The organism is Microbacterium sp. NPDC087868, from assembly GCF_044900755.1.
Classification (GTDB): domain Bacteria; phylum Actinomycetota; class Actinomycetes; order Actinomycetales; family Microbacteriaceae; genus Microbacterium; species Microbacterium galbinum.
Genome location: NZ_JBJDNO010000005.1, coordinates 1 through 21,176 on the forward strand (window position 1 = coordinate 1; position 21,176 = coordinate 21,176).

Annotated in this window: 19 protein-coding genes; 16 read left to right on the forward strand and 3 right to left on the reverse strand. The window is 59.5% G+C overall.

The annotated features are described in order from the left end of the window. The 5 genes from ACI2JZ_RS16530 to ACI2JZ_RS16550 form a co-directional block, all read left to right on the forward strand. The coding region (locus ACI2JZ_RS16530; protein WP_404598593.1) for a hypothetical protein at positions 1–328 on the forward strand (328 nt) is incomplete at its 5' end. 18 nt (positions 329–346) lie between these two features. Then, a complete protein-coding gene (locus ACI2JZ_RS16535) occupies positions 347–1,732 on the forward strand; it encodes a hypothetical protein (protein WP_332498720.1) in 1,386 nt (461 codons plus the stop codon). A gap of 64 nt (positions 1,733–1,796) precedes the next feature. Then, the gene (locus tag ACI2JZ_RS16540; RefSeq protein WP_388023343.1) at positions 1,797–2,423 is read left to right on the forward strand and encodes a hypothetical protein; all 627 of its coding nucleotides are present in this window, start codon (positions 1,797–1,799) and stop codon (positions 2,421–2,423) included. Next, positions 2,405–3,022 carry a hypothetical protein gene (locus ACI2JZ_RS16545; protein WP_404598594.1) on the forward strand — a complete coding sequence of 206 codons (618 nt, stop codon included), beginning with the start codon at positions 2,405–2,407 and terminating at the stop codon, positions 3,020–3,022. The genes ACI2JZ_RS16540 and ACI2JZ_RS16545 overlap by 19 nt, the downstream gene beginning before the upstream one ends. 38 nt (positions 3,023–3,060) lie before the next feature. Then, positions 3,061–3,639, forward strand: coding sequence for a hypothetical protein (locus tag ACI2JZ_RS16550; protein WP_404598595.1), 579 nt, complete (start codon positions 3,061–3,063; stop codon positions 3,637–3,639). Between the two features lie 807 nt (positions 3,640–4,446). On the opposite strand, the gene ACI2JZ_RS16555 is transcribed toward ACI2JZ_RS16550, so the two are convergent. Further along, the gene (locus ACI2JZ_RS16555) at positions 4,447–6,306 is read right to left on the reverse strand and encodes a CocE/NonD family hydrolase (RefSeq protein WP_388023336.1); all 1,860 of its coding nucleotides are present in this window, start codon (positions 6,304–6,306) and stop codon (positions 4,447–4,449) included. 156 nt (positions 6,307–6,462) lie between these two features. Here ACI2JZ_RS16555 and ACI2JZ_RS16560 point away from each other — a divergent pair, with 156 nt between their 5' ends. After that, a complete protein-coding gene (locus tag ACI2JZ_RS16560) occupies positions 6,463–7,551 on the forward strand; it encodes a DUF5937 family protein (RefSeq protein WP_404598597.1) in 1,089 nt (362 codons plus the stop codon). Between the two features lie 169 nt (positions 7,552–7,720). After that, a complete protein-coding gene (locus tag ACI2JZ_RS16565) occupies positions 7,721–9,271 on the forward strand; it encodes an AbgT family transporter (RefSeq protein ID WP_402735097.1) in 1,551 nt (516 codons plus the stop codon). 204 nt (positions 9,272–9,475) lie between these two features. Here the strand turns inward: ACI2JZ_RS16565 and purB are convergent, their stop codons facing one another. Next, positions 9,476–10,885 (reverse strand): adenylosuccinate lyase, encoded by a 1,410-nt coding sequence (gene purB / locus ACI2JZ_RS16570; protein ID WP_332489310.1) that lies wholly within the window; start codon positions 10,883–10,885, stop codon positions 9,476–9,478. On the opposite strand from purB, the gene ACI2JZ_RS16575 reads away from it, so the two are divergent. Together ACI2JZ_RS16575 and ACI2JZ_RS16580 are read left to right on the forward strand one after the other, a co-directional pair. Continuing rightward, positions 10,866–11,297, forward strand: a complete 432-nt coding sequence (locus ACI2JZ_RS16575; protein ID WP_133834095.1) for a hypothetical protein — start codon at positions 10,866–10,868, stop codon at positions 11,295–11,297. The two genes, purB and ACI2JZ_RS16575, sit on opposite strands and share 20 nt — an antisense overlap. Before the next feature lie 2 nt (positions 11,298–11,299). Continuing rightward, a complete protein-coding gene (locus ACI2JZ_RS16580; protein ID WP_332489308.1) occupies positions 11,300–12,649 on the forward strand; it encodes a hypothetical protein in 1,350 nt (449 codons plus the stop codon). Positions 12,650–12,831: 182 nt separating this feature from the next. Here ACI2JZ_RS16580 and ACI2JZ_RS16585 read toward each other — a convergent pair whose 3' ends face one another. Further along, positions 12,832–13,218 carry a phage holin family protein gene (locus ACI2JZ_RS16585; RefSeq protein ID WP_105656214.1) on the reverse strand — a complete coding sequence of 129 codons (387 nt, stop codon included), beginning with the start codon at positions 13,216–13,218 and terminating at the stop codon, positions 12,832–12,834. Between the two features lie 82 nt (positions 13,219–13,300). On the opposite strand from ACI2JZ_RS16585, the gene ACI2JZ_RS16590 reads away from it, so the two are divergent. From ACI2JZ_RS16590 to ACI2JZ_RS16620, 7 genes are all read left to right on the forward strand, one after another. Next, positions 13,301–14,410 (forward strand): histidinol-phosphate transaminase, encoded by a 1,110-nt coding sequence (locus ACI2JZ_RS16590; protein WP_404598598.1) that lies wholly within the window; start codon positions 13,301–13,303, stop codon positions 14,408–14,410. A 127-nt stretch (positions 14,411–14,537) separates the two neighbouring features. Then, positions 14,538–15,680 carry a pyruvate dehydrogenase (acetyl-transferring) E1 component subunit alpha gene (pdhA, locus tag ACI2JZ_RS16595; RefSeq protein ID WP_105656216.1) on the forward strand — a complete coding sequence of 381 codons (1,143 nt, stop codon included), beginning with the start codon at positions 14,538–14,540 and terminating at the stop codon, positions 15,678–15,680. After that, positions 15,681–16,658: an alpha-ketoacid dehydrogenase subunit beta gene (locus ACI2JZ_RS16600; protein ID WP_404598600.1), complete on the forward strand. Its 978-nt coding sequence runs from the start codon at positions 15,681–15,683 to the stop codon at positions 16,656–16,658. Positions 16,659–16,678: 20 nt separating this feature from the next. After that, positions 16,679–18,094: a dihydrolipoamide acetyltransferase family protein gene (locus ACI2JZ_RS16605; RefSeq protein WP_332489306.1), complete on the forward strand. Its 1,416-nt coding sequence runs from the start codon at positions 16,679–16,681 to the stop codon at positions 18,092–18,094. Between the two features lie 141 nt (positions 18,095–18,235). Beyond that, positions 18,236–18,667, forward strand: a complete 432-nt coding sequence (locus ACI2JZ_RS16610; RefSeq protein WP_404598602.1) for a carboxymuconolactone decarboxylase family protein — start codon at positions 18,236–18,238, stop codon at positions 18,665–18,667. Positions 18,668–18,699: 32 nt separating this feature from the next. Continuing rightward, positions 18,700–19,596, forward strand: a complete 897-nt coding sequence (locus ACI2JZ_RS16615) for a sigma-70 family RNA polymerase sigma factor (protein ID WP_400341286.1) — start codon at positions 18,700–18,702, stop codon at positions 19,594–19,596. 59 nt (positions 19,597–19,655) lie between these two features. After that, complete coding sequence (locus ACI2JZ_RS16620; protein ID WP_402696867.1) at positions 19,656–21,170, forward strand: hypothetical protein; 1,515 nt, start codon at positions 19,656–19,658, stop codon at positions 21,168–21,170. Positions 21,171–21,176 lie beyond the last annotated feature (6 nt).

The window sequence follows — 21,176 nt, forward strand, 5'->3', positions numbered from 1 at the left end:
CACTATGGCCGATGAAATCTATTTGGCGCGCCTGGAAGAAATTGTCACGGAGCTAGGCAATAGTATTAAGGATTTCGAGAATGCGTCTGACTTTGCCAAGGGCATGGCCGGCTCAGTGGGAGACCCGATGGGCAAAGGCGATCTGAAAGACCGAGTCAAGGACTTCGAAGACAACTGGAACGATACCCGTGATGACCTCCTAAAGAATCTTGAAGGAGTGCATACCGGGTTGAAGGACATCAAGGATGGATTCGAAGAGTGGGATCTGGAAACGAAGAAGGCCTTCTTGAATTCACGTGCTTCCGATGCCCCCAAAGAAGCTAAGTAAACTGAGAGAGTTGACGACATGACCTTGGAATCGCCAAAGGGTACAACCCTGCAGCTCATCGACGGAAATCCTGATGACCTGCTCCGGAGCGCCAAGGACTTGATCACCTCGGGCGAGGAGATGGAACGCTCTGCGGCCAGGCTGGAAGACATCAGTAACGGGACGTCGGATCTGAAGTCTGAAGCTATCGCCAAGCTGCGTGAGAACGCTGGAGACGTATTTCCCGAGTTGCGCAAGGCGGCCATTCGATACGACGGCACAGGCCAGGCCCTGAAGAAATATTCCTATGCTTTGGACCGGGTCCAAGGCGCGCTCCAAATGTGCACCGCTGAGGGCGGAGTGGATTCGTACACGACCTTGAACGCGCTGATCACGGACATCGAGGATGCGCACCAGAGCGTGCAAACCAAGAGAAGCCAAGAAGACACCGCCGAAGGCGCGGTAGATGATGCCGACGGATTCCTCGGCTTCAGCGAAGGGACCGACGAGGAAAAAGCGGAAGCCAAAAGCGACCTGACAGAAGCAACCGCTGCGCGCGAAGAAGCCGAAGAAGAACTGCGTGAGCTGTGGGGCAAATTCGACGGTCGCGTTTCCTATTGGGAAGATGCCTACGATGAGGCAGTCGGCGAAATCGAGGATGCCTTCAAAGCCGCGGACAACGATGACAAGTTCCTCTCCACCCTGGGTTCGGTTCTAGGCTGGATTGCCTTGGGCGTGGGTATTGCGGCCTTGTTCATCACTTCGCCGGTGTGGGGACCGATCGCATCAGCAATTGCGGTGATCGCTGCCGTTGCCGTGGTGGCAATCGAGGTCATCAAGATGGTCCAAGGCGATGGCGACTGGACCAGTTTGCTGATAGCGGTAGTCGGAATTATCCCCTTCGGCCGTTTTGCTGGAAAAGCCTTCTCCGGCTTAAGCAAGGCATTTCCCTCGGGGATCAAGGCAGGATCCAAAGCGGGACCTCGGAACATCATCAAGGCCTTTAGCAAAACGCGTTCCAGCACGGGGCGCGGCATTGTCAGGTCTTCCATCAAGTCGGGCACCAAGCGCCCACCGAAAACTACGATCCGTGGAAACCGTCCGACCAAAGCCAAGATCCGGCGAAATAACCGCAAGATCGAGCAAAAGTACCAGCAGACCGTTTCCGGCAAGACCAACAAGTATTTGGATGGCTTCAACAAGGAATTCAAAGGCGACTGGAAGACATACGTGAAGTACATCTCGGAGGGAAGCGCAACAAAGCATCGCGAAATGGCTGCCTACATACTGAAGAACCCTGACGACATGGGTCCTCAGGCCAGAGCCTGGGCGGAAAAGATTGCGAAGCACGGGAACTGGGAAGACCGGGGCAACGTCATAGTGACCGCGCCTCCTAGCCTCTGGGACCTGACTCGCGAGAAGTAGCTTCGGCGCGGAGCAATCCGTAAAGTGAACATCCGAGCCACACATTGAATTTGCGGGAGAAACGATGAGCGCAACACCACCAGCGTCGAAGGCGCGTCCCCGAGGCATCGGATACAGCTTGCTGTATCCGGCAGGTTGGCGCGAATTCAACACCAGTGTTGAGCACGAGCAGGCTTTGACGAAACTGGTGACGGCAGAGCCCAAGGCACTTGGACGCGCAGACCTGGTATTGATGCTTCGACGGCAAATGCACCAGACGTTCGAGTACTTGAGGCGCCGCGGATCACTTGGCTTCGCAATGCCGGTAGAGAAACTTGCCGAGGGGGGAATGCCGGTTTCCGTGATCATGACCCCACTCAAGGTGGGATCCTCCGGCACTCTGCTGGAAGCTGCGCGAAAGGCCGCAGGCGGCAACCAGATCGAAATCGAAGACGCCGACGGAGCAGACTGGTACCTCTGGTCTTCCGTAGAGCAAGCCGCCGAATCCCCAGAGCTCAAGAACAATGGCCTGAACATGGTTGTTCCTCGTCCGTTGCCAGATGGAACCATCGATCCGGATCCAAAAGCCGGATTGTGGCTGCTTTATTCCTACGCGCACGTTGAGTCGGAGAATGGTGAGGCATTCTCCGAAGGATTAAAGTCGTTGGGCTTGTCGATACTGGGAACTTTCAAGTGGGTGCCAATTCAGTGACAACATACGAGATTGAACCGGATCTGGAAATTTGGATTCCGGTACCTCGCTCATTTCCTGAAGATAGTTGGGATACGGCAGAGCAATGGGCACAGGACCTTGCGGAATTGGCCATCCCGGAAGATCTTGAGCTGCGGAAGGTCTATGAGCAGCTTGCTTTGGACGTGGCGAACAACCAAATAGCCGAAGCCGAGCATACGCTCTGGTATTCGCCTGAAGATGGACACGCACTGGGCACTGCCCATTTGATAGTTCTGGATGACGACCCTGCCTTGAGTTTGGAGGAACTGGCCCAGCCGGACTACGAATCGGCGGCACCGGTCCAGATGAGCGAATACCACTCGGAGTCACTTGGACAGATCATCCAATTGGCGTCCGTCATCGCGCTGGATGGGCAGCAGGAAGGAAACGGATCAGCAGTGCTGCCGGCCATCGGGCATGTCAGAACCGTAGCGCGGGGACATGGACTGCTCTTCCTGCTCGAGGCGCTCGACTCCGACCTCTCGACTTTGAATTTCATGATGGACCCGATGATCGATCTTTTCGATGCGGTGATCTTCGACAACGTTGACCATGAAAGCGAATTAGGCAGCATATGAAGACCTCTAGATCCAGATTGCCCGAGCACAATGAATTCGTGGCGTCCTCGCTGTATTTCTATCCGCGGATTGACAAGGGCTTCAGCCTGTTGGCTATTGGAATGATCCTCTTATTGATGGGCATCTACCTGATTGCCAACGACTTGCCGGAAACCTCAAGCTATCTTGCTCAAATTGTCCTTCAGGGTATCCCCACCGTAGTGGGCTCCATACTGCTGATCTTCGGCGCCGTCGCACTTGCCAGCGCAGTGAAGGGTGCCGGTAGAAAAGCGGCCGATGCCATCGATCTGAAGGTCAAGGCCAGTGGCCTAACAGTTCGCGGTGGGCACAAGATCGCTTGGGCTTCGATTGCTTCGGTCATGGGCGTCGAGCACGTCAACAATGCGAAGGTCCAAGTCCTATGGGATCGAGCGGACCTGAACCGGACATTAGAGATTTATTTGCACGAACCCGTGGAGGGTCAACCAGGAAAATTCAGGGAAGGAAAGCCCTATATTCAGGTGTCCCTCCGCCATTATCCTGCCGTAGAGTACCGCGCCCTTTACGAGAAGATAATAGACCAATTCGAGAATCGTGGCATCCCTCTCGTATTCGAGGCTAAACCTACTCAGTTCTGATTCAAGCGGCTACGCCAAATGACGTGCAAGAGGCGCCGCCTCCCCAGGAATTCGTCCGGGGTGGCGGCGCCTCTATTCGTGTACGCCCAGTGTGGGCATTTGCTACAGGGAAAATGCCCAAGGGAAGAGGGCGTTCAACTCCTGCATGAAGGCAACTGCGTCTCAGCTAGGGGGTGGGGAGGAAGCCAGAGGCAGAACTGTGCGCTGAGGAATATGAATCTCATGAGCGGCATGCGTACCGGGGGTAAGCCAGCAAGCGGTTGTGGAGCCAGTTCCTCCAGATTTGTTCCATTATCAACCGGCGGGGATGTGCATTAGCCGGAAGTTCCCTGGTCTTGACGACTGGGTGAGGCGACAGTCGCGTCAGATTCCTTGGATGGTGTGAAAGCGTCCCCGGACCCAGATGGCGGACCTTCGCCGTTTGGTGTTGCGAAGGACGAAAATAAACAGTCGGAAACGTTCGCTCGAGTACTGGCGTAATTCGATTTTCCGTTGTTCCTCGTGAATTGCCAACTGGGTATTGGGAGGCTTTGGGCATGGTGTTCTTTAGTCGTGCTCGGGATCGTATTCAGTGACGTGGCGAAGCGCCGGATGCTGGCCCGCATGCCCGGTGGTGCGAGAGGCGGGGCCAGGTACCCCGCCCGCTCGACGGCTTGCGGCCCATTGCTCTCCAAGCGCAGGCACGGACAACGTGCACAGGATGTGGCAGGCCATGGAACTTTCCTGGTGCATCTGGGCGCGATGCATTGAACTTCACCCGCCAGCACGATCCAGACCCCACTTGCGACGCAGCTGAGTTGTATGTTTTCAGGCGTTTGGCAGGATATGAAGCGACAGCGAAGTCGGGTGCTCAGTCGAGAAATGAACAGTATTTTCAGCGATGAGCTTTTGATTATCGCGGGCTGCGGAACCTCCAGTATTCGGATTGATGTCGAACCGGGGGAAATTGCTTGACGAGACGTCCAACCGAATACGGTGGCCAGCGGCGAACAGGTTTGCGGTCGACGGCGCAGCGACCGTTACCCGGTAGACCTGTCCTTGCTGCATCAACTCCGGATCTTTGTACGAATCCCGGTAACGCACCCGCATGATTCCCTCGGTAAGATTCATCGCGAATCCGTTCGGATAGTCTGCGCTAGGTGGGTACTCATCGATAAGCTTGATGGTCAAGTCGGTATCAGGTGCAGATGACGAAAGGTATATTTCGGCAGTGACGTCGCCCGCGATACTCACGGCAGTGTCGAGCACTGCCGACCGGAATACTAAGACATCGGCACGATCGGCCAGGCTGACGGGGACAGAGTCGAGCGCTCCTGACGGTGCCACTTGGTCGTATGCTCCGCCTCGCATGAGCGGCTCACCGCTGGTTACTTGGCCGCCCACGGTCGGTGCAGGATCATGAGGATCGAAAATCAGCGTTGAATGGGCCTGGCCCGAGAACGGGTCCGCTCGCATGCCACCGTCCGGGTGCAAGTACATGGTTGTCTTCGCCGAAGTCTCTGGCGGCCAGGTAGTTGCGTGCTTCCACTGTCCTCCGTGCAACAGGCGGCCTTCGTCAGTTGCCGTCCCAGGACCACCTCCCATCATGAAGTACGTGACCTTGTGGCGCGGAGTTGCATTCCTAGCCCGGCCGAGCACTTCATCCATCCAGTCGGCCCGGAAGTGCAGGTAAGACGGTGCGAGGTTACCGTCGAAGTAGCCCCCGGTTCCGAAATCCACGTCTCCGGCATAATTCTGGCACCGCTTGCCATGGGTCCAAGGGCCCAGGAGCAAATACGCTGGACTGCTTTTCATGGAAGATAACTGCTGAAAGTTCTCAATGGCTGAGGAAATATATGGATCGTACCAGCTGGAGATATGGAAAGACGGCACGTCGGGAAAGCGATCATAATACCCGCGAGCATAGATTGCCGGGTGACTCCAGTACTCCCCAAATGACTCGCGGGACCACTGGTCAAGCAGATAGCTTTCGTAACTGGGAGCCAGGCTCAGGGGGGACTTGCCAGGGGTCCAAGGGGTCCGTTCAAACCATTCAGCTAGATCCACCTTGGCCAGGCCCGCGGCGATCTCGGGGCTGCTGGCAGCCTCTGGACTTCTGGCCGCGTGGCGGAACGCCCAAGTAGCCTGTTTCAGTTCGAAGGCCCCGCCCATCCTCATGCCCACTTCGTAGGCTGAAGAGAACCCGCCAGAGTCCATGAACATGCCTGCAAGCGATTCGGGAGACAATGCCGCTACTGCCGTCTGCGCGTGGGCAGAATAGGAAACGCCATTCATGAGCACACGCCCATCGCACCATGGCTGGTCGCGTATCCATGCAATGGTCTCGAAACCATCGCGTCCCTCATTGAAGTACTTTACGAATTCGCCGCCTGAACGACCTCTGCCGCGGCAATCCTGTCGAACTACAACGTAGCCCCGGCTAATGAAAAATTCGGCAATCTCCTCCGGCATGGGAACGGCGCTATGGCGAACAGACTGGTCGGAATCCCTTATGGCTCGCTTGCCATAGGGGGTGCGTTCCAGAATCACGGGGAGCGGCCCTTCATGTTGGCTGTTCCGGTAAACATCCGTGGCCAGCTGGACGCCATCGCTTAGAGTCACCATGTACTCCTGGATTTCCACGGCAACTTCTGGAATTGGTGTCATATCACCAGTTCGGATCGACAAGGCTCACTCTTTTCGCGTTCAATGCCGATCAAAATTGCGGGCTTGACCGGCGGCTAATTATCTACAATCGAAGATATCCGTCGTCGAGGTAGTCCATGAGACAATTGGCGCAAGTTAGCCAAATGTTTGTTGTGTACAGGGTCTGGGGAGGGAAAAATGTCTATTGCCTTGCAGTTTTCGGGCTTCAACCCCAGTGACCTCAAAGTGGCGAGTTCACCGCTGGCTGAGTTGATGGCCCTGCTGCATGTATGGGCCGAGCCCGATCACCACCTTGAATTCTCCGATGCTGTCCAGGCCCTCGCCAGCGGCGCGGATGAACCCCTGATCAGCGAATTCCAAGCGCTTTCACCGTTGTGGGCACGATTCAGGGCTCGATTCTTTTTCCCGCTGAGTTTGCAGCCCGGTTCCCTGTTCGATCGCGAGCTAGCCGCTTTGGCAGCAATGCCGGTGAGTGCCTTCGCTGGAATGGCAGCTGAGGCGCTGAGGGGGTTCAGCCAAGTGCAAACTATAGCCATCGATGTGCTCAGTGATAGCCAGGCCCAGCAGGAATTTCTGGATTCCTGTCGGTCACGCTCTGCGAGCCGCTTTGAACTGGCGGAACAATTGGTTAATGATCCGCAAAAATTCAGGAGCCGGATTATTCGGTTCTGCATCGAATGCTGGAACTCTTTCTTCGCGACGGAGTGGGAGAACTTATACCAGGAGGCAAGTGGTTCCGCCGCTCAACTGACAATGAAGTTTAAGCGCTCTGAGCCGACCTCTGTGATTGCAGAAGTAGGCGCCACAGCGAAAGCTTTCCCTGGCGTTGCTGAGGTGCGTTTCGATAAACTCCAGCAACGCAGCGTGCCCTTGGCGCACAGGGAACTTCTGATGATCCCGTCGAAATGGATTGGGAATCATCTTACGGTCAAGGATCACCCCGGCTACCCGGTAATTGTCCACTTCCCGATGCAACGGGACCGGGATCCTATTCTCAAGATCACGCAGGTCCGCGAGCGGCTCCGAGCGTTGAGCGCCGATTCCCGGATGGAATTGTTCCGCCATATTTCGGCCGAACCAATGACGACGTCGGAACTTGCCTCGCGCATGGGACAACCCGCGGCGCAGATCTCCCGGTCCTTGCGAGTTCTGCGCGAGGCTGACCTGGTCGTTTCGGAGCGCAAAGGGAAGCTTGTGTATCACCGGATAGATACCAAGACGGTCCTCAGCCTTGGGCCGGATCTCTTGTCCACACTGACCCGGTGACCGGTGGCCGGGCGGATTACCATGGCTAAAGGGCGGCTAACGATTGTCTGAAATTGGTTAATCATCCTCACATAGCTCAACATCTGTAATAGAAATCACTAGTGGGCGATCCGCCCCATCGTTACCGAGCGCAATGGGAGCTTGGCACGGACCCGCTACTGGAGGAACCATGACTATCACTGAGTCCATAACCCGAAAAGAGCCGCTGGGAATCAGATTCCTGGCGCGACTCGAACGCGCGGGCAACGCCTTGCCGCATCCGTTTTGGCTGTTTTGGATCTTGTTCGCGGTTCTGGCGGTAGCCAGCTGGATTCTTTCTCGTACAGGGGTCGAAGTTGTTGACCCAGCAACAGGCGACACGGTAGGGGTCAACAGTGCGTTGTCGGTTGGTGCCATAAGGGATCTGCTAACTGGCGCAGAGGAATCGTTCGTCACCTTCGGTCCGCTGGGCACAGTGCTGATCGTGATGCTGGGTGTTGCTGTCGCCGACAGATCCGGGCTCTTCGAAGTGATGGCACGACGTGCATTGAGCAACGTGTCGCCGCGGTACGTCGTCTTCGCCGTGGCTTTAGGCGGCGCCCTATCCAAGTTCCTCTCGGACTCCGCTTACGTTGTACTGATTCCCTTGGGTGCGGTGGCCTTCAAAGCGGTGGGCCGCTCGCCGATGCTTGGCATGATCGTCGCATTCGTATCGATTAACGCAGCCGGCGACGCCAATCCGTTGATTGCTCCCGGCGACGTCGTATTCGCCAAAGTGGCGACGGAAGCCGCACAAATCATCGACCCGGCAACCACGGTTCGTGCGACGGATAATATGTACTTCACGACGGTTTCGGCGTTGGTCCTGGCGGTCACGGTCACCCTGGTTACGGAGCTGATTCTGAAACGGCGGGAAGGAACGCTTGTCGTCGAAGCTACCGAGGTGCCGCCAGGCGACAGCCGGGCAGCGGGACTGCGCCTGACCGATGTGGCCGAGCGTCGTGGCCTTCGCACCACTGGTGTGGTGGCATTGGTTTTCGTTGCCGTGATGGCTGTGGCAGTAGCGATTCCTGCGTCACCGCTGCGAGGCGAGAACGGCGAGTTCCTTGAGTCGCCATTCTTGAACGGAATAGCATTCTTCCTTTCCTTGTTCTTCCTGGCCATCGGGACAGCTTTCGCCAAGAGTTCTGGTCAACTGGAGTCCAACGCAGACATTCCCCAGTTCATGGCCGACGGAGTTCGTGCCATCGCACCATTGATTGTCCTGTTCTTCGCGGTGTCGCAATTCCTGGCCCTGTTCAAGTACACGAAAATCAGCACCGTAGTCGCAGTGATGGGCTCCGATACGATCAAGGGCCTGGGAATCAACACGGTCGGGTTGTTCCTGATCGTCGTGTTGGGCGTTGCGACCTTGAACCTGCTGATTACCTCAGGGCAGGCGTTGTGGGCACTGGTGGCACCGGTAATTGTCCCAATGATGATGCTATTAGGCACCAATCCGGCGACGACCATGGCGCTTTATCGGATCGCAGATTCCTGCACCAATTCCATTACACCTATGAGTACCAGTTTCGTGCTCTGCGTAGGGTATCTGCAGACCTTGAACAAGAAGGCTGGCATAGGAACGTTGATCTCCTTCACGCTGCCTTGCGCCGTGATCATGTTCGTGGTTTGGCTGGCGCTTTTCCTTGTATGGTGGGCGCTGGGCATCCCGTTGGGCCCGGGCGCCCCTGTCCGCTAACCAATGGGCCTGGAGTTGCAGCGCTGGGAAGTAAACTCCAATCGAAGCAGCCACGGGTGCCCTGTATTAAAAAGTTCCGCCCCGGAATTGTGGACTGCTCCCCAGAAGATTGTTCTGATTTCTCAGTCCAACTTCTGGGGAGCAGTCCATTGCTCCGGGGCGGAACTCATTTAATCTGCCGTTCGGGAAACTTGCGCCTCCGGATTACTTCTTCAGGTGGTCAACCAGCTGCGAAGCGATGCCGTTGTAGCTGCCCGGGGTCAGCGACTGCAGGCGGGTTTCGGCTTCAGCCGACAGGCCCAGTTCGCCAACGAATTCTTTCAGGCGGGCCGCATCCACGCGGTGGCCGCGGGTCAGGTCCTTCAGGCGCTCGTAGGGGTTGTCCATGCCTTCGACACCGGCGATAGCCTCGGCGCGCATGACCATCTGGATGGCCTCTGCAAGGACCTCCCAGTTGTGGTCCAAGTCGTCAGCCAGCACGGCTTCGGCGACAGACAGTCGATCCAAGCCCTTGGCAACGTTGGAGATTGCCAGCACCGAGTGGCCGATGGCGGTACCGATGTTGCGCTGCGAGGAGGAGTCGGTCAGGTCGCGCTGCCAGCGGCTGGTGACCAGGGTGGAACCCAGGGTGTTCAGCAGGCCGTTGGAGATCTCCAGGTTGGCTTCTGCGTTCTCGAAGCGGATCGGGTTGACCTTGTGCGGCATGGTCGAGGATCCGGTGGCGCCGGCCACTGGGATCTGCGCGAAGTAGCCGATGGAGATGTAGCTCCAGACATCGGTGCACAGGTTGTGCAGAATGCTGTTGAAGCGTGCAATGTCTGCGTAGACCTCTGCCTGCCAGTCGTGGGATTCGATCTGGGTGGTCAGCGGGTTCCAGGTCAGGCCCAGGTGCTCAACGAAACCCTTGGAGATCTGCTGCCAGTCAGCGGTAGGGACCGAAGCGTAGTGGGCAGCATAGGTGCCGGTAGCGCCGTTGATCTTGCCCAGGTACTCGGTCTTCTCTACGCGGTCCAGCTGGCGGGTCAGGCGCCACGCCAGAACTGCCAGTTCCTTGCCCAGGGTGGTTGGGGTGGCTGGCTGGCCGTGGGTGCGCGAGAGCATCGGCACGTCGCGGGAGTCCTCGGCCATCTTGGCCAGCTGTGCCACCAGGTCGCGGGCTGCCGGCAGCCATACCTGCTGCACGCCACCCTGGACGCCCAGAGCGTAGGACAGATTGTTGATGTCTTCAGAGGTGCAACCGAAATGCACCAGCGGCTTGAGGTTGCCAATGCCGATCGCTTCCAGGCGGTTAGCGATGTAGTACTCGACAGCCTTCACATCGTGAACGGTGACAGCTTCGATCTCTGCCAGTTCCTTCACGGAATCAGCGTTGAAATCGGTGACGATCTTGCGCAGTGCTGCCTTCTGTTCCGCAGAAAGCGGGGAGGTGCCTGGAAGAACGGAGTTATCGGTCAAGTGGATCAGCCATTCAACTTCAACGTGAACGCGATCGCGGTTCAAAGCCGCTTCGGAAAGGTAGTCGACCAGCGGTGCCACGGCGCTGCGGTAGCGTCCGTCGAGGGCAGTCAAAGCCAGTGGTTCATTAGCAAGGGAAGTGCGCGCAATCTCAGCCATACTCATATTCTTCCATCCTCGGCGCTACATCACATCTTTTACTTCACTGCTGTTTCCACAACCGGTCGCCAAACGTGCTGGTGCCCCATTGTTGCTGTCCATGATGGTGGACAAATTCTCAAGGATGCGGAGCAAGGAAATGATGTTTCAAGCGACGCTGCTGACGGTGGCAAGTCAGCTCGATGACGCCCAGAAAACCACTAAGTTTGCCATCGCACAGTTGGGTTCAATCCGGGCATTGACTTGGAATTCAAAGGCTGGCAAGGCGTTTCTAGACAATGTTGAGGAGCTGAGCCAGCGACTGGAAATGCTCAATGGCGAGCTGAACAACGCTGAAGAGTACTTGGGGGTTGCCATGCGTGAGATCCAAAACCTCGAAGCGCAAATCATGAACCAGAGAATGGCCTCGTAGCCATGGGATATGAAGTCAATTACAACGAGCCGGATTACGCCCAGGCAGGGGAAATCTGCCAGCGGGTTGCTCGCGACATCAATGGCATATCCGACGCTTTACTCAGGGCCGCGCAGGCTGCGGACAGTTGCCAGGGGGACCTGAATCTGCAGTGCATGGCGGCAGGCATTGAAGCCAGGGGCTATGGCATCGGGCATCTAGGCGATTTGATCAGAGACAGCTATCAGCAGGCCAGGGAAGGCGAAATCACAGCGTTCGAACTTACCGGAAAGGTCTCTGCGGCCATGCGGAATTATGAGGTTGCCGAAGCCGCAGTTGAACGGATGATGCTCGTAAGCACCAGCGCAGTACTGGTCGGGGACTTCATATCCAAGACCCGCGATAACGGCTGGCGTCCGCCGAGGGAAAGCATGGAGACCTTTTTGCGCTTGCTGATGTCCTACATCCCGCACTGGCCCTTGGCGCCGAATATGACCTTGACCGAGCAAATCGAAGGTACCGCCAAGTCGCTGTCGCGGATTATGCGGCTGCTGGGGTCAAACCGGAATACCGAAATAGAGCTCGCAGGGCAAGATCCAGCTCAGACGGTTGAACTGGATGGCAAGATGAGAAGCTATTTCCAGCTGCACGAAAAGCTGGAGGGCGAAGGCACGGAGAACAACGGAAAGATCATGATCGTCGAAGCTGACGATGATACTTATATCGCGCTCTTTCCGGGGACGCAGGATGACGCCGAAGTTCCTTCGCCTTTTGGCCCGGAAGGCATCGCTGACGGCTTCGGGGTGGAATCCGAGAATTTTGTGGAACCGCTCGATGAAGCATTAAGGCTCAGCGGAGCGAAAGAGGGCGATGAAGTAATCCTCTCCGGCTACTCGCAAGGAGGCATTCACGTAGCCCAGCTGACGAAGAACAAGTTCTTGAAGCGCAAGTACAAGCTGAACAAGGTGCTGACCCTTGGTTCTCCCATCGGCACTATTGATCTGCCAGAGGATATCCGCAGCCTATCCGTAGAAGACCGAAAAGATATGGTGCCCGGCACCGATGGCGGACCCAATCCCCGCAAGGGCGAGCATTACACCACCACTTTCCCAGGTCCGCGCGAGCACATGCAGGACATCTTGCCCGAAGACGGGCTCTTTGGCCCGTCGCATCATCTCAAGAATTACGGTGACCACCTCCTGGAACTCGATGAGGACCCGAAACTGGAAATCAGAGAGCATCTGAAGCAGTTCTACCTTCCCGAATCCCCGCTGAAAATCCGCATGTTCAAGCTGGAGCGCAAGCAAAAAGAACGTCCGCCCTTGAAGGAAGAAGACAAGGAGCGGCTCAAGCACATGGCACCACGCCACTAAAGCGCTCAAGAACTGCAACCAGCCGGCCGGATCAGCATCACCGGGTATCACCGTGCTGATGAATGGTGCTGTGGATCAGGGCATAAGATGGGACGCTGATCGGGGGCGGCGAATCGGATATTAACGAAAGAGGACGGCACCTGTCGGATGCCGTCCTCTTCTTGTACTGCGTCGAATACCGCTTACTCGTTCTCGCTCTTGACGAACAATCCGAGGACCGCAGAGACGATGGAGATGATAATCGTGCCGGCGATGGCATCCCACCAGAACTGCTCGATGACCAGTTCAATCGGGGTGAAGGTCGTCAGCCATGAAGTCAGCAGGAGCATCAGGGCGTTAATCACGATAGTGAACAAGCCCAAGGTGAGGCAGGTGATTGGCAAGGAGAACAGCTTGACGATCGGACGGACCAAGGCGTTGACCAATCCGAAGATTGCGCCAACCGCCAAATAGGCGATGACCGTGCTTACTGCACCTTCGCCGGCCGCGACGATCTTGAGGCCGGGCACAATCCAGACGGCGGCGGCGAGGGCAAGCGCATTGACGATGACTCGAATCAGAAAGCTCATGCCTTAACTTTGGCATAGAAATCTGGGATTAGGATGAACCGGAGATATCGCTAAACCCTTAGTGAGGGCTAGGCTTTGAGGTATGACTGAGAACCCGGTGACCCAAGATCAGGTGCAGCCACGCTCTGTAGTTGCACGTTTGCCCAAATACGCTGCGGGCAAGCCGCCTGCCCCTATTGAAGGCGCGAGAGCTTACAAGCTGTCATCGAATGAAATTCCCTTCGGTCCCTTGGACGCTGTGCATCGGGCGGTCGTGGAGCAGTCCAGCCTGAATCGCTACCCTGATCCGCTATCGACCAAGCTGCGCGAAGCACTTTCCGAGTACTTGGACGTTCCTGCGGAAGACATCGTGACCGGGGCCGGTTCCCTTGGCGCGTTGGTGCAGATCCTGAACGCCTTCGCGGGCCAGAACGAAGACGGCATCCAGGATGAAGTCATCTATGCGTGGCGTTCCTTCGAGGCCTACCCAATCCTCGTGCAGACTGCCGGTGCGCTGCCCGTTGAAATCCCGTTGCTGGAAGACGGGCGCCACGATCTGGAATCCATGATCGCAGCGGTGAACGAGAACACTTCAGTCATCTTGCTGTGCACACCGAATAACCCCACCGGTCCGGTACTCAGCCAGGCCGAAGTCGATGACTTCCTGGCACGGGTTCCGAAGAACGTGCTGGTTGTCCTGGATGAGGCCTACACCGAGTTCGTCCGCGACGAGAAATCGGTGGATGGCATCCATACCTACAACGAGAACGAAAATGTGGTTCTCCTGCGCACTTTCTCGAAGGCTCACGGCCTGGCGAATCTCAGGGTGGGCTACTCGGTGGCCCACCCGGAGATCACCGATAACATCCGCGTAGTGGCCACCCCGTTTGCCGTCTCCAGCGTGGCCGAGGATGCCGCGGTCGCTTCGCTGGCCCACATCGACCAGGTGCTTGAGCGCGTTGAGGGCTTGGTCATGGAACGCGAACGAGTTGCCTCGGCCCTGTCCGGGCAGGGCTGGAGGATTCCTTCCACCCAGGCGAACTTCGTCTGGCTTCCGCTGGGCGAAAAGACCGATGAGTTCGTCGAGCGGGCAAACGCCGTGGCGCTGTCGGTGCGCGGCTTCTCGAACGAAGGAGTGCGCGTCTCCATCGGCGAAGTTGAAGCAAACGATCGTTTTATTGAACTGTGCAAGGAATCACTAGACCTGGCATAGGGGCAACTGGTGCTGATTTCTCGCGTTTTAGCGGTCAGTGCCTATAGGCTTAGAAATTAGACAAGCCGTATATGTCCCATGCGGAATGTATTCCGCGTGGGGCATATTTATGACCGAAGGATGATAAATGACGCGTGCTGCGACCGAGGCGACGGAGCCGGATCTGATTCAGATCCTGACTCCGGACGGCCAGCGTCAGTCCCATGGAACGTACGATGCGTATCTGGGTGACGTTGATGATGACATGCTTCGCGGCTTCTACCGCGACATGGCATTGACCCGTCGATTCGACCAAGAGGCCACAGCATTGCAGCGCCAGGGCCAGTTGTGCCTCTGGGTTCCGCTGCGCGGGCAGGAAGCGGCGCAGATCGGTTCCGGCCGTGCCACCCGCCGTAGCGACTACATCTTCCCCACCTACCGCGAGCACGGTGTGGCACTGACCCGCGATGTGTCCTTCTCCGAAATGCTGCGCCTGTTCCGCGGCATCTCCGGAGGCGGCTGGGATCCCCGGGAAAACAACTTCCACATGTACACCATGGTGCTTGCCGCGCAGATGCCGCATGCCGCCGGTTATGCAATGGCTTTGAACATGGAACAGCGCGGCTGGGATGAAGCCCGTCGCGCCAAGGAGGGCAACGCCGTAGTCGCCTACTTCGGCGATGGCTCCTCCACCGAGGGCGAAACCCATGAGTCCATGGTCTTCGCCAGCTCCTTCAACGCACCGGTGGTCTACTTCTGCCAGAACAACCAGTGGGCGATCTCCGTTCCTTTCGAGGTCCAGTCCAAGGTGCCGCTGGTCAACCGCGCCGCAGGCTACGGCATGCCGGGAGTGCGCGTGGATGGCAACGACGTGCTGGCCGTTCTGGCGGTCACTCGCTGGGCGCTGGAACACGCACGCAGCGGCAAGGGCCCGGTCCTCATCGAGGCCGTCACCTACCGCCTCGGCGCGCATACCACCGCCGATGATCCAACCAAATACCGCATGAGCGAAGAAGAGGCCCAGTGGGCCCCGAAGGACCCGCTGATCCGCCTGGAAACCTACCTGCGCGAGAACAACCTGGTTGACGACGCCTACTTCGAGCAGCTGGCCGCCGACGCTGATGCGATGGCTGCCAAGGTCCGCGAAGACGCCATGGCCTTCCCTGTCCCGCCGCTGGCCAAGTCCTTCGAGCAGGTCTACGCCGAAGCGCATCCACTGATCCAGGAAGAACTGGCCTGGCATCTGGAATACGAAGCAGGATTCGCCGATGCGGCTGAGGGAGAGCACTAAATGACCACCACAATGACCCTGGCCAAGGCCATTACCAGCGGCCTGGACAAGGTGCTGGAGTCCAATGGCAAGTCCCTGCTGATGGGCGAGGACATCGGGCGCCTCGGTGGCGTCTACCGCATCACCGACGGGCTGATCGACAAGTATGGCGAGCACCGCGTCATCGACTCGCCGCTGGGCGAGGCCGGCATCGTCGGCACCGCCGTGGGCATGGCCCTGCGCGGCTTCAGCCCGCTGGTGGAAATCCAGTTCGACGGCTTCGTCTTCCCGGCTTTCAGCCAGATCACCACCCAGCTGGCCAAGATGCACGCCCGCTCCGAGGGGCGTCTGACCACGCCTGTAGTCATCCGCATCCCTTACGGCGGCGGCATCGGCTCCATCGAGCACCACTCGGAATCCCCGGAGGCGCTGTTCGCCCACACCGCGGGCCTGCGCATCATCACACCGTCCAACGCGCATGACGCCTACTGGATGATCCAGCAGGCAGCCAGCTGCCAGGACCCGGTGATCTTCTTCGAGCCCAAGCGCCGCTACTGGCTCAAGGGCGAGGTCGATACCGAAACCCCGGCGCTGGATGCCTTCAAGGCGCAGGTGGTCCGCCCGGGCACCGACGCGACCATCGTCGCCTACGGCCCGCTGGTGCCGATCGCGATGGCTGCCGCTGATGCCGCGCTGGAAGATGGCCGGTCCATCGAGGTCATCGACCTGCGCTCGCTGTCGCCGATTGATTTCGACACCATTACCGAATCGGTGCAGAAGACCGGCCGGCTGATTGTCACCCACGAAGCGCCGACCTTCGGCGGCCTGGGCGGCGAAATCGCGGCCCGCATCACCGAGCGCGCCTTCCTCTCGCTGGAAGCCCCAGTGCTGCGCGTGGGCGGATTCCACATGCCTTACCCGATTTCCAAGGTGGAGTCCCAGTACCTGCCGGACATCGACAAGTTGCTTGAAGCCCTCGACCGGTCTTTCGCTTACTAAGCGGAATCCAAGGAGTAGTAATGACAGTCTTTAATCTCCCCGATGTGGGCGAAGGCCTGACCGAAGCGGATATCGCCTCCTGGAAGGTCAAGGTGGGCGACACCGTTGAGGTCAACCAGATTTTCGTGGAAATCGAAACCGCGAAGTCGCTGGTCGAGCTGCCCTGCCCCTTCGCCGGGGTGGTCACCGCATTGCACGCGGCCGAGGGCGATACCGTACTCGTGGACAACCCGCTGATCACCATCGATGAAGAAGGCAACGCGGCACCTCCAACCGGCGTGCCCGAAGCAGCCGAAGCCCTGAGCACCGCCGCACCGCAGGCCTCGGAGGAACCCGGCCCGCTAGTCGGATCGGGCCCCACCGCTGATGCCTCGGTGCGCCGGGCACGCACCACCCGCCCCGCTCCTTCGGCGGCCGGTGCGCGTACCGCAGCGGTGCGCGCCTCCGGATCCGCGTTGGCCGAGACCATCTCGCGCCGCGCGCAGTCCCTGGGCACCGCGGTGACCCGCGAAGTGGATCGCCGCAAGCCTGCGGTGGCGAGCTTCGTGGACCGCGTGCTGGCCAAGCCGCCGGTACGCCGGCTGGCCAAGGAGCTGGGCATCGACATCAACGATGTGGTGGGCACCGGCAACCAGGGCGAGATCACCCGCGAGGACGTCAACAGCTACCAGGCCCAGCGCGAAGCCGAGCACGCAGCGGCACCGACCTACTGGGCCCACGGCCAGCTGGCCGATGCCCGCGTGGAACGCACCCCGGTGCGCGGCGTGCGCAAAGCCACCGCCAAGGCCATGGTCGACTCGGCCTTCACCGCACCGCATGTCTCGATCTTCGTGGACGTGGATGCCAGCCGCACCATGGAATACGTGCAGCGCCTGAAGAAGTCCCGCGACTTCGAGGGCATCAAGGTCTCGCCGCTGCTGGTGCTAGCCCGTGCCGTAATCTGGGCGGCGGCCCGCAACCCTTCCGTGAACGCCAGCTGGGTGGAGACCGCAAACGGCGCCGAGATCCACCAGAAGCGCTTCATGAACCTGGGCATCGCCGCAGCCACCCCGCGTGGCCTGCTGGTGCCGAATATCAAGGACGCCCAGAACCTGAACATGAAGGAACTGGCCATCGCCCTGAATGATCTGGCCACCACCGCTCGTGCCGGCAAGACCCGTCCAGAGGACATGCGCGACGGCTCGCTGAGCATCACCAACATCGGTGCGCTGGGAATCGACACGGGTACCCCGATCATCAACCCGGGCGAAGTAGCCATCGTTGCATTCGGCACGATCCGCCAGAAGCCATGGGTCATCGACGGCGAAGTGGTCCCGCGCTGGATCACCACCCTGGGCGGCTCCTTCGACCACCGCGTGGTGGATGGCGACCTCTCGGCCCGCTTCATGGCCGACGTGGCGTCGATCCTTCAGGAACCGGCGATGCTGCTGGACTAGGCGACTGAGGCGGACACCCCAAGGAAAACTCCTGAAAAAGTTTTCCTTGGGGTGTCACAGTTTAAGCTCCGGATCCGACGTACTTTTGAAGGGCAGCACACTGCCCGGGAAACGACGAAGAAACTGGAGCAAAGCATGCGCATGAATTTGGGCAAGACCCACAAGAAGGGCTACGCCGCGGTACTGGGACTGGAAGCCTATGCCGGCCAATCGCTGCCCAAGGAACTATACGAACTGGTTAAGCTGCGCGCCTCGATCATCAACGGCTGCTCCTTCTGCACCGACATGCACTCCCATGACGCACTGGAGATGGGGATTTCCGCCGCGAAGCTCTTTGCCGTGGCCGCCTACAACGATTCGCCATTATTCAGCGATGCCGAACGTGCCGCGCTGCGGTTGACCGACGCGGTCACCCGGCTGGACCCGCAGCACGGGGTGAGTGACGAGGTGTGGAACAGCGCCGCTGAAGAATTCAGCGAAGAAGAGGTGGGCAACCTGATCCTGGCCATCGCCACGATCAATGTCTGGAACCGCATCGCTATCACCACCCAGCTCGAACCCCCGGTGCGCTGATAGTGCCAGGACCCGCAGGTAGAATCAGGCGCGTGGAAGAACCAAGGGAATCTGCCGCACTCGGGCAGTGGAACTCGCAGCGGCGCCGGCTGACGGTCCTGGCCTACAACATGCTCGGAGCCTGGGCGCAGGCCGAAGACGTCGTCAGCGAAGTGGGCGAGAATCTGCTCAAGCTCGATCCAGCGGCCGCGCAGCAGGTGCGCAATTGGCCGGCGTACCTCACCACGCTGACCACGCGCCGGGCCATTGACGTCCTGCGCTCGGCGCAGCACCAGCGGACAGAGTATGCCGGTTCATGGCTACCCGAGCCGGTGGACCAGCAGGAGCTTCCCGAGGATGCAGCCGTCACCGCGTCGATGCTGCGCCTGGGCGTGCTCTTCCTGCTCGAAGAACTCTCGGCCCCATCCCGAGCAGCCTACGTTCTGCACCATGCGCTGGGGTATACCTCGGTGCGCATTGCCGAGGTTCTGGAGATCTCGCCTGCGGCGGCACGGCAGCTGCTGAGCCGGGCCAGCCGGAAACTCGGGCAGGCCCGGGCGCCAAGCAGGGAATCGGGTCAATTGTCAGCCCTGCTCTCGAAGATCGTTGAGGCCATCCGCGCGGCTGATGCCGGGGAACTGGTCAGCTTGCTGGCCGAGGACGCGGTGCTCTACTCCGATGGCGGCGGCAAGGTCAGGGCCGCGTTGAACCCGGTGATCGGAGCGCATCGCATCGCCCGCTTCCTGATGGGCGTGGAGCGGAAGAATCCCGGGCGAACCGTCTTCATGGGCCGAGTCAATGGGGAGCCTGCGTTGCTCTTCAGGCTGGCGGACCGGCAGGACGTGGTCGCGATCGAAGTGGCCGAGGGATCCATCCGAACGATCTTGCAGGTTTCGAATCCGGACAAGCTCTGGCAGGTGGGGAGCAGGTGGGATCCGCTGACCGGGTAGATGCGTGCTGTTCCACGTGAAGCCAGATTAGTCGAACCCCTGTTGATACAGTAGTTTCCATGACTCGTCCCCGCCGCCTCGGACCGCCGGTACCACGCAGGGCCCTGCTGGCAAGCATGCTCGCGGTCTGCCTCGGACTTGGCCTCGGCGCGGGCAGCATCCCGTCCTTGACAAGCGCGCAAGCCGCCCAATTAGAGGCGCCATCGCCGGCACCGGTCTACCCCTCGGCGACACCCGGCGGGGATTCCGAAGACGAAGGCACCGTCCGCATTCCTTCGGTGAGCTCCCAAGAGGGGAACTTCTATCTGGCGGTCACCGACGCGGCACTCGATGAGGTGGATTCGGAAAGCATCATGGACCAGGTCCGGCAGGCCGTGGGCGAACAAGATGCGAAGATCCTGCTCGGGGTGGACCAAGAACCCAACAACCTCAAGGGCGCCGGGCAGCTGGTGCGCGGGATGCTGATGTTCGGCGACAGCGACGCGCTGAGCGATGACTGGCTGGAGAACGGAAAGACCCTGGGCTATGTCGGGGAAGGCTGGATCGCCATCGGCGTGATGCTTCCCGAGAAAGCCGGGGATCCGGTGGAAATCGCCGTGGATCCCGGGCGCGACGTGCGCGAAACCGCACCGGGAAGCCAGCAGCGGATCCTGGAGGCAGGGCAGGGAGAGTTCGCCGCCGGGGATTACACCGCGGGGATCACCGCCGTCGCGCTGGCCACCACGCAGCAGCTGCAGGCACCGCCTGACCGGACACTGGCCAAGGTGATCGCCGTGGGCGCGCTCGCCGCGGCCATTGCATTCCTGCTCGCATGGGCCTGGCGTGCCAAGCGCCGCAAGGCCCGGCAGGCAGCCGCCGCCGATCGCAACAAGGAGGCCGAGCTGCTCGAATCACGGATCCAGCGAGCAAGCATTTACCTGGGCCGCCATCCGGTGCCCAATCCCGGCCTGCCGCAGGAGAGCCGCTTGGCGCAGGTGATGGCAGAACTTGAAAGGCAACGGGCCGGCTCCCAGCCAGGCGCCTTGCGCGCACTGGACACGGACCCGGATTCCCCGCAGCCACAGCAGGTCTCCGAAGCGCAGCTGGCCCAGCTGCGCGACCGCGAGCACGAGCTCTCGCTGCTGCGCGGCGCGGTGCAGCTGGCCCATGCCTTCACGGCACGGCCACGGGATTCGCGCGAGTCCTGGAACCGGATTTTCGAATACCACCGTGCACGGCTGGAGGACCTGGCGCTGTTCCTCGATCTTCCCGGTGCCGGGCAACTGGCTTGCGCGCAGGCCGCGCGCACCGTGATCATCACGCATACCGATGAGCTGCAGCTGCTGCACACCCGCCTGAGCCGCAGGAGTAGCGGCGCGGATACGGCCCCGGGGATCCTGGACAGGCTGTGGGAACTGCGCGACGAACTCGATGGCGTCTTGCACGATGCACTGGCCCAAGCCGGCCAGGCGAGGCTGAAGATTCCCCACGGCCTGGGCGAGTCGATGGAAAGCGCGCAGCGGAAAACCGATCCGATGGAGGACGATCCCATCGGGGTGCTCCGGAATTTCGCGCCAGGAAGCGGGACCCGCTGATGCCGG